Source organism: Tatumella sp. JGM130 (assembly GCF_018257525.1).
Taxonomy (GTDB): Bacteria; Pseudomonadota; Gammaproteobacteria; order Enterobacterales; family Enterobacteriaceae; genus Tatumella; species Tatumella punctata.
Genome location: NZ_JAERJS010000057.1, coordinates 1 through 7,732, shown reverse-complemented (window position 1 = coordinate 7,732; position 7,732 = coordinate 1). Strand labels below are relative to the sequence as shown.

General features: G+C 48.0%; 11 protein-coding genes and 1 pseudogene. 2 read left to right on the top strand and 10 right to left on the bottom strand.

Going from position 1 to position 7,732, the window contains the following annotated elements:
• Positions 1-129: 129 nt before the first annotated feature.
• The 10 genes and pseudogenes from JK211_RS16340 to JK211_RS16300 form a co-directional block, all read right to left on the bottom strand.
• On the bottom strand, positions 130-450 hold the full coding sequence (locus JK211_RS16340) for a TA system toxin CbtA family protein (RefSeq protein ID WP_212709682.1): 321 nt from the start codon (positions 448-450) through the stop codon (positions 130-132).
• 36 nt (positions 451-486) lie between these two features.
• On the bottom strand, positions 487-810 hold the full coding sequence (locus tag JK211_RS16335) for a type IV toxin-antitoxin system YeeU family antitoxin (RefSeq protein ID WP_212709681.1): 324 nt from the start codon (positions 808-810) through the stop codon (positions 487-489).
• Between the two features lie 11 nt (positions 811-821).
• A pseudogene (locus JK211_RS16330) lies at positions 822-1,303 on the bottom strand (RadC family protein).
• A gap of 16 nt (positions 1,304-1,319) precedes the next feature.
• Positions 1,320-2,138, bottom strand: a complete 819-nt coding sequence (locus tag JK211_RS16325; protein ID WP_212709680.1) for a DUF932 domain-containing protein — start codon at positions 2,136-2,138, stop codon at positions 1,320-1,322.
• A 110-nt stretch (positions 2,139-2,248) separates the two neighbouring features.
• Complete coding sequence (locus JK211_RS16320; protein WP_212709679.1) at positions 2,249-2,461, bottom strand: hypothetical protein; 213 nt, start codon at positions 2,459-2,461, stop codon at positions 2,249-2,251.
• A gap of 110 nt (positions 2,462-2,571) precedes the next feature.
• The gene (locus JK211_RS16315; protein ID WP_212709678.1) at positions 2,572-3,048 is read right to left on the bottom strand and encodes a hypothetical protein; all 477 of its coding nucleotides are present in this window, start codon (positions 3,046-3,048) and stop codon (positions 2,572-2,574) included.
• 14 nt (positions 3,049-3,062) lie between these two features.
• Entirely contained in the window at positions 3,063-3,692 is a 630-nt protein-coding gene (locus JK211_RS16310; protein WP_212709677.1) for a hypothetical protein, read from the bottom strand.
• 93 nt (positions 3,693-3,785) lie between these two features.
• Positions 3,786-3,986, bottom strand: a complete 201-nt coding sequence (locus JK211_RS16955) for a hypothetical protein (protein ID WP_371734653.1) — start codon at positions 3,984-3,986, stop codon at positions 3,786-3,788.
• Positions 3,986-4,462: a DeoR family transcriptional regulator gene (locus tag JK211_RS16305; RefSeq protein ID WP_249213826.1), complete on the bottom strand. Its 477-nt coding sequence runs from the start codon at positions 4,460-4,462 to the stop codon at positions 3,986-3,988. Before JK211_RS16305 ends, JK211_RS16955 begins: the two co-directional genes overlap by 1 nt.
• Positions 4,463-4,517: 55 nt before the next feature.
• Positions 4,518-5,246, bottom strand: coding sequence for a DUF3944 domain-containing protein (locus tag JK211_RS16300; protein WP_212709676.1), 729 nt, complete (start codon positions 5,244-5,246; stop codon positions 4,518-4,520).
• 489 nt (positions 5,247-5,735) lie between these two features.
• On the opposite strand from JK211_RS16300, the gene JK211_RS16295 reads away from it, so the two are divergent.
• Positions 5,736-7,190 carry a YfjI family protein gene (locus JK211_RS16295; protein WP_212709675.1) on the top strand — a complete coding sequence of 485 codons (1,455 nt, stop codon included), beginning with the start codon at positions 5,736-5,738 and terminating at the stop codon, positions 7,188-7,190.
• Between the two features lie 178 nt (positions 7,191-7,368).
• The gene (locus JK211_RS16290; RefSeq protein WP_212709674.1) at positions 7,369-7,677 is read left to right on the top strand and encodes a hypothetical protein; all 309 of its coding nucleotides are present in this window, start codon (positions 7,369-7,371) and stop codon (positions 7,675-7,677) included.
• Positions 7,678-7,732: the final 55 nt, after the last annotated feature.

Here is a 7,732-nt window from a genome sequence, read left to right as displayed (position 1 = left end):
TAGTGTTTTGGCGAATACAAAACTAACCACTTTTACCGCCGTTTTCTATTAATTCACGCTAAGGTGCGATGAACCAATAAAAAGGGTAAGAAGATCTGAGGTAAAAATCAGGAATGACGCCCGAAGAATTCAGGTATTTATTAATCCGGTAGCTCGTCTGGCTCGGAGAATGTCAGTTGCGGTGAGGTACGGAGTCTGTTCCTGCCAGCTAAACCCTGTACGGTCGATGCGTACCAGTTCATAACGTTCCACAAGAAAATTCACCGCATCGGCAAGCATGATTCCCGCGTCGATATGTTCCTCAATGACTGCGTCCTCATGAAATGGCGTGTCGTTAAGCGTCAGGCCGTAATGGTGCTCCAGCAGATATGTTAACAGCTGATGCCAGACCTGTACGGGTGACAGGCGTGACGAAACCGGCACCGAGGCCGGTACAGATGAAATGAGCATGGGTAGAATCCTTAGAAAAGAATAAGACAGAAGGTGTTACGGCGCAGGATAAACAGAAAGGTAAACATAGCCGCAGCTACCACGGGTATCAGCGATACAGGTTAACCCCGTAAGCTGAATGGTCACCTGATGTTGCTGCTGTGGATTTAGCTCACCGGAACGCAGCATATTTTCTAACTGCGCTATAAACAGAGGGAAAGTATGTTCCAGGCTCTGTCGCTGCTCTGGCCTTAAGCTTCCCGTCAAACCAGCCCTGTCAGCCAGGTAATACAGACGGTTGCCCTCCTGAACCAGTCTTGCGCCAAACCGTGGGGTAATATCGTTTTGTAGCCCCCATTCATGGGGTAAGGTTAATGGCATGAAAATCTCCGTTACAGCAAACCCTGCTCAGCAAAAGAAACCACTTCATTTCCGACAATCAAATGGTCTAATACCCGTATCTCCACCAGAGCTAACGCTTTCACTATCCGCTGAGTGATGTGTTTATCCGGCTGGCTGATTTCTGTCGCACCTGACGGGTGGTTATGCGCAAGAATGACCGCTGCGGCATTGTGCTTCAGAGCCTGTTTGACCACTTCCCGGGGATGCACCTGGGTACTGCTGATGGTCCCGGTAAACAGTGTTTCATAGCCTGTCAGCTGATTCTGCTGACTGAGATAAAGCACCATAAACTCCTCCCGCTCCAGCCCGGCCATTTTCAGGCGCAACCAGTCTCTGACTCTCCCGGGGGGGAGGTAAAGATAATACCGGGCTCACGCAGATACTTATCCAGGATAGTCAGTGCCCGTTTGACAGATCGCTGCTCATTGGGGGGAAGAGTGAAAGCCCCGGAAGACTCACTGAGATAATGCATAGAAAAATCTCCCGTATTAAGAAGCTAACTGCAGCATGTTTTCTGCCATTACCCACAAAGCCCGGTTAAGTTTCACATCGCCGTCAATACCGTTAACGGCCCGGGTATGACTGCGTTTCCCTTTGGCGTTACGACCGGATAATCCTCCTTTAATCAGGTTCTCCTGTATCCGCTGATAAGTGGTCCATAAGTCAGGGGTATTATCTTCATAACGACGAGGCATCAGAATTTGCTCAGGTGTGACCGGCTGGTGCTCCTCTCCAAACCGGTAGGTTAATGCAGCATGCGCTAATGCCTGTTGTGCTGGTGGGGGTAACAGTAATGCCTGCATCGCATCACGCTGCTCATCCATGCGGTCAAACAGTCCCAGCACTTCATACGCTCCTTCAATCACTTTATCCACCACATCCCCTTTATGGGGGACACGGACCTCACCGAAGGTCTGGCCGCAAATCAACCCATTCTGGCAGACAAATCTGAATAACCCCGGCAGCATCTGATAACTTGATGAGCCGTCATGGCTGTTAAGTAAAATAATTTCAGGTACCTGCTTACCGGCTATCTGACCTTCACGGCGCAGCCGAAGCATATGTTTGGTGTGTTCGCGACGACCTGCATCACGCACCCGGGTCTGGCAGGCAAAGAACGGCTGAAAACCTTCTTTCTGTAAACTCTCAAGCAACGTAATGGTGGGGATATAGGTATAACGCTCACTGCGGGAATCATGTTTCTCCTGACTGAAAGCACTGGGAACAGTGCGATATAACTCCTCATGAGTTAAGGGACGATCACGACGAATGATATTGGCGGATCCGAAACGGCTGGCTAGTTTCATTTTTATTACCTTTGAATTAAGAGAATCGGCATAGAAGTAAAAAACCCCTGTTCCGTCAGGAGACAGGGGCCACAGGCGGGGTCAGTCAGTCGTAATAACATTTAACGACATCAGAATCTGTCGAGGATTTGCAGAATCCGGGCCGTCAGAACCATTATCAGTTCAGTGATCAGCAACGTAACCGCTTCTCTGGCTACATCAATAAAACGGTCATCATAACCGGCCCGGCGAAGACAAATTTCAATAAACTGTCTGGCCTGATGCGCTCCGCACCAGTTCAGTACCTGACCTAAGGCCGTGAGCAGCATTTTTAAAAAAGACATAGGAAAGCCTCAGTGCCACCAACAGGTGACATGCAAAATGGAAACCAGGGGAGATGTGAAGTCATCCGTTTCAGGTGAAACGGATTCTGTGAGGGACTGTGGCGCTGACGCTATTCCGCAGTCAGGGTCTTACAGGCTGGCATATCAGCAAGCACCTTATGCACATTACTGACTGAGGGAGTGAAACTGGCGACCTTTTTATTGTTGATCCAGACGCCAAAGGATGTCGATTTTCTGACAGCATCAATAAATGACACCCAGGCATTATCCCCGTTACGCCACCCCAGAGACGGAGGAATCGCATACTGTTCATCACCGGTCACCAGAGTGATCTGGGTATTGTCATCATGTGAGCTCAGTATTCTGCCACCCGCCAGGGTGACTAGCACACTGTGTTGCAGCACCTGCGTATCATCGGGATTGCTGGTACAGCTGATATTGAACTCAGTGCCCTGTGAGTCGGTAATAATGTACTCAGAGACCCCCATGCCAAAGCCGGGGTGCCAGATATCGGGAACGGCATAAACAGCGGGTACGACAGTACTCATCAGCGCAGCGCTAAGTACCACTGATGATAATATTTTCATGGTTTACCCCTGATTTATGGTGCACGAAACATCGACATAATATCGATGGAATAAAAATCATCTAACGGTAAATCGCCCCTCTGAGCAGCATACACCCTTGCCATTGGACGTAATAACCTGTCGCCAATGAGGTGTATGGCCTGACCGGCTTCCGGCGTGTCACTGACTTCCGTCACCACCTTTCCCTTTGCCTGATAGAGCGTATATTCTATCGTGCCTGTGACCTGCCTGTTTTTTGCCATATCAATCGCGGCTTTATTCACATTAGCAATAAATCCTTTATGACTCTCATAACCGGATTCTTTCTCTGCCCGGTGAGTAATATCATCAGTCCGCTGTTTTAAATGACTGTTTTCTTCACCCGATAACGTAGCGGTAAAATGTACCTCGCAGGTTAATGATTTAACGTTCGGATTACTGTCAATAGCAACAGGGTTGTCCCGGGTCATGGTGACTGACCTGCCTGTCAGGCCTGACTGACTGTATGGACGGAACATTCTGAAATCGCGCTCATTCAGCGCATTATTCACGATAATATCATTGACTGATTTTAATGCTTCTTCGTTATCACACGAAAAGTTATCCCCGCACCCTGTCAGGGCAGAGATAACAAGAAGAAATATTGCCGATTGATGCATTTTCATTTTATGCTCCTTTATATTGAAAAATTAGTTTTTGGATACAGGTAAGTGGACTGACAGGTATGACTTCTTTATATATCACCTGGATAAATAACCTTATTTATTAAGAATTCCGCTGATGTAATTAAAATGAGGCAGCGCACGCATAAACTTCGGTTCCTGTAATATGCGATCGATATGCCTTTTCCGGACAAAATGGCTGACAGTCATCACCACATCGGTAATGTCTGACAGAGTAAATACCTGAATTCGCTCTTTTGAGACAGCGGTCAGGTACCATTCTCCGCCCTGACATATCAGTCTGTAAGGTGCGATAGCTGTCTGTGGACGCTCCTGATAAAGAAAGTGTATAGCCGGTTACGGATAATGGCCTGAACAATGACCTGAAAACCGCCAAACAACGCAGGCGTCTCCCGTGGCGGATCACTCCAGATAATACAGGGAGAATCCTGACCATTATCGAGGAGTACGGAAAGCAGCTTAGGATCAAGGGCCGGAAAATAATGTGCCACGCTGGTTATCCGGGCGAAACGAAGAATATCACTGTGGGTCCGGAAGGGACCCCGTGCATCACGAAGGCTAACGTGACCGTTGATATATTCCGTATCAAGATAACGCAGTCGCTCACGCAGGTCGCGTTGTACCGTGCGCTCAGAAACACCAAACTCCTGTGCCAGCTGACTGACGCAAAGTGATTCACCCATAAAAAGACGACTGACAAGCATCGCCAGACGGCTGGCTAACCGGTCATAGCGGTGTTCCTGTTCAGGCATAATACATGCTCCCTGCAGAAAATAGGCAGACCCGCCAGAAATGGCGAAAAGTAAATTAACGGGAAATATGTTGCTGACGCAGCCAGGCCACGATAATGCAGGCTGGTATGGTGACCCGGTAAGCCGGACCGGTAATATCGGAAATCATCCAGGCTGAACTGAGTACCATCGCAACAGGACCGGCGATGACAGACAGTGCACGTGATGCCACCACCACAGTGCCCCAGGTCGCAATGCCCCCCAGAGAAGTGATCACGCTTGCAGACATTACGGTTGCAATTTCCAGTGCCGCCAGAGAAGACGTCCGTATCGCTGCCTGTACTGCCATGATGATGAGCTGAGGTGTGGGATTGGTCAGCTCAAGTTGCATAGTGCGGGAAAAAGCCGCCAGATTTTCCGGTGTCATCTGATCCAGACTCTTCTCCAGCACCTTCATCAACAGGGAAAGCTCAATGGTTTCAGTCGTACTTTTCAGATTGTAGTTCACGTCGAGTTTGTCGCAGACATCTTCGAGAATTTCCCGGTATACGACTCCCTGCCCCAGCCGGGCCAGACTCATCAGGGTATTTGCGCCATAGCGCTGAAGTTCAGCCGCTATCAGCTGCCAGTAAAGGCGGTGCTGAGGTGCCAGAACACGGTACTCAGAAGTCCCCGTCAGACTTTCAGTCCAGCGGGTATCACCATCACGCGGGTCAGTAGTCAGGATGGAAACCAGCAATTGCAGCTCTTCATTGCTGCACTGGCCCAGCAGATTTAAATCAGGATCGTTACGATAGACAGCCATTGTGCATCCTCAGTCAGTGTGGTGGAAAAGCCACACTGTAAGGGAAGCTGTTACGAGGATATGTCGTCAGAATCGAACAATTATTGGACATTGGCAACGACACACTGTGAGGTTGTGTCAAAGCGGATCATTCCTAAAAAGGGTCTTTATTTCCGGCATCAGAGAATAACCACTGGAGGAGTTCACGGGTACTCAGTAACCTTTATTCAACAAAATGATATATATCTGAATTTTTCATGAAAACCACACAAATTAAAGATATCAATCAAAATGAATGATTAATAAAAAACCATTTCCATTCCAACACTAATCCGGAAGGTAATGACGTGGAAATTTAATTTCACCTGGCTTTTTAAATTCCACCGGGATATACCGGAAAATACCAGAGTCAATGACGAAAAACATACCGAGAGGAATGGTTGTAAAAAATAATATTCATGCGTTCAATGTCCTTTCATCGTTTCTTTTATTAAAAAATAAGGAGGCTCTGTGAGTCGCATATATACATCAGGTTCATTGAACGGAGATTCATCTTTCCCTCTGGACTGCGTACCGGACATTATCCGTCATGCCATTATGGGTGCAGCCAGTAAAACAAAAGCGCCGACAGCACTGATTTTTGCGTCGGCTATGACGCCGGTTTCTCTGCTATGTCAGGGAATGACGAATGTCAGCCCCACAGAGGGGGTGACGTTACCGGTATCATGTAACTTTTGTACTGTGGCGGAATCAGGAGAACGTAAATCGACTGTAGATAAACTTTTTATGATGTCGTTACATGAGTACGAGCGTGAAATCGAGGCCCGGTACAATGACAGTATGCAGGATTATGAGACTGAACGTGATATATGGGAAGAAGAGCTGAAAGCACTGAAAAATGTATTAAATAAAAAAACCAAAAATAAACAACCCCGGGAGGAAGTAAAAGAACTCATCAGGGACCACCAGGAAGACCGTCCCCGGGAGCCGTCACGGGTACAGTTACTGAGCAGCGATATCACTCCGGCGGCATTGCAGTATCAGTTACACAAAGGCGGAGGCTCAATGGCACTGCATTCCGCAGAGGGTGATATTATTCTGGGGGGAAAAGCTATACAGAACCTGGGCATGCTGAATGATCTGTGGGATGGCTCACCGTTTACCGTATCACGGCGGACTTCCGAAAGCTTTACTGTTCACGATGCCAGACTTACTGCGAGTCTGATGGTACAGGATGCCCCCTTACGAAAGTATTTCAAACGGTCACAGGAGCAGGCCCGGGGTAGCGGTTTTCTGGCCAGATTCTTTTTTTGTCGGCCCCAAAGTACGATTGGTTCAAGGACAGGACCTGTGCTGGAGAATTATCAGGAACAGTTAGCCCCCTACCATCTTCGTCTCCGACAGTTACTGGAAATGTATGGCCAAAAAATTAACAATAAAGATCATGTACGGCGTAAGGCTCTCACTTTTACACCGGAAGCAGCTATGCGCTGGATGGATATCTGTGAATATTTTGAACGCGAGATGGCTGAGGGAGGAACATATTGTCACCTGAAGGATTTTGCCTCTAAGGAAGGAAATAAAGTGGCGCGCCTGGCAGCCCTGTTCCACTATTTCAGTGGTGCTGAAGGAGATATCCCTGAATCCACCCTCATGGATGCACAAAAAATCAGCCAATGGTACCTGAATGAAGCACTGACTTTGCTGGGGCCAGTGCCGGAAGAACCACAATTTATCCAGGATGCAGAGTTGTTATGGGAATGGTTGCATGAGCGTTTTATTGATTATAACGGCCAGCCTTTAAAGCGGAGCTGGGTCAGCCCAAGGGTTCCTAACAGACTCCGTCAGCCCGGACGCCTTCAGCCAGCATTGCAGCACCTGTACCAACTTCAGCGAATTGATATCTGGACTGCACATAACACTGTACTGATTTCGCCTTATGGCTGGCGTCAGTATATTCGCTGAATATACGGACTGCTCCGTATGTGGTTTCTAAAGGATAACAGGAGCCACAAAGCAGCTAAATCCGCTAAATAAAGCAGAATTAGCTAACAGACATAAGAAATTACACTGATAAGATTCATTCCAGTGGTCTGCAATACTCTTACTGACGGGGGGCAGTCAAGGATATAAAGGAGAAAAGATGCAGAAGACCGGAAAATCGAAACAACCAGCGCAGGCGCGTACCCGTCGGAACTGCTATTACCAGCAGTTATTACATCAGGCACGCTGCCGGAAGAATTTCACTGTTACACCTGAGGATCTCTCATGGTTTGATATCAGACACTATGATTATGTGCGTGATCTTAGCCTGAAGCACCTGATGACGGAGTTGATAGTCCGGGGGGCGTTGTGTTCCAAACCCGACATCGTGATGTGGGATGGTGCCGTACTGGGGCCAGGGGAGATTTTTCAGGTCTGTTACCCAAGAATCAGGTTCATCGCACCTTAGCGTGAATTAATAGAAAACGGCGGTAAAAGTGGTTAGTTTTGTATTCGCCAAAACA